The sequence below is a fragment of the Cohnella sp. genome (assembly GCF_041641335.1).
Classification (GTDB): Bacteria; Bacillota; Bacilli; order Paenibacillales; family Paenibacillaceae; genus Cohnella.
Genome location: NZ_JBEPYQ010000045.1, coordinates 49,669 through 50,598, shown reverse-complemented (window position 1 = coordinate 50,598; position 930 = coordinate 49,669). Strand labels below are relative to the sequence as shown.

The 930-nt window shown below is 50.1% G+C and carries 1 protein-coding gene; it reads left to right on the top strand.

Translation table 11 applies throughout. The features are described 5' to 3' along the window. Positions 1-124: 124 nt before the first annotated feature. Positions 125-930 (top strand): transposase (locus ACESLM_RS16025; protein WP_483862602.1); only part of this gene is annotated, 806 nt, incomplete at its 3' end.

Below are 930 nucleotides of genomic sequence, written 5' to 3'. Positions count from 1 at the left end.
CCTCTGCAGCTGGAAGTGCTGAACACCCTGCAACAATACATCGGACCCATGAATGAAAGTCAGTTTGAGGCGTATTGTTCAAGACTTGACAGGGAACAACGCAAGCCCGCAGAAGAGCGCAGGGATGTTCGTTATAACGGATTTGCCTTCGGCAGATCGTCCGATGATCGGCTATCACTTCATGGATGGTTTGTTCAAAGTGATGGGTCAGGCGGATTATCGGGCGCTTCCGGCACAAAGCGCTCAGTGGGTGATGAAAAGCATGTTTCAGGCGTGGAAATCGTTCTTTGCGAGCATACGGGACTACCGGCAGCATCCGGAGAAATACAAAGGAACTCCGCGTATTCCGTCATACTGTAAAGCGAAAGGCAAAGAAATCCTATTCACGAATCAGGACTGTGTCATCAAGGAGCGGAAGTTTCTCAAGTTTCCGATGACGAATGTCCGGCTAAACATCGGAAAGCTGGGGTACACCGGAGGAAAGCTGAAGCATGTGCGCGTAGTGCCCCGGTATGGCCAATATGTGGCGGAGTTGATTTTTGAACACTGGATAGAAACGGAACAGTCGGACAACGAGCGCTACATGGCGATTGATCTGGGCATTGATAATCTTGCAACCATGGTCACCACAACAGGATTGCCGCCTGTGTTGGTGAAGGGCAAGCGTATCAAAGCGATCAATCAGTACTACAACAAGTTGAAGGCGCACTACTCAGGGATCCTTCGTCAGGGGAAGAATCCGAAGGAAGGGCTGCACACTTCCAAACGACTGGAACAATTGCATCGCAATCGTCACCGCCGCATTAAAGGATTAAGGTTCAATTCACGGAAGAAGCGTACACCTCGAAAGCCAGTTTTTTGGATCATGATCCGCTTCCTTCCCATGGACCCGATGAGCCTAAACAACCTATTTTCTCTGGCAGACGGGTC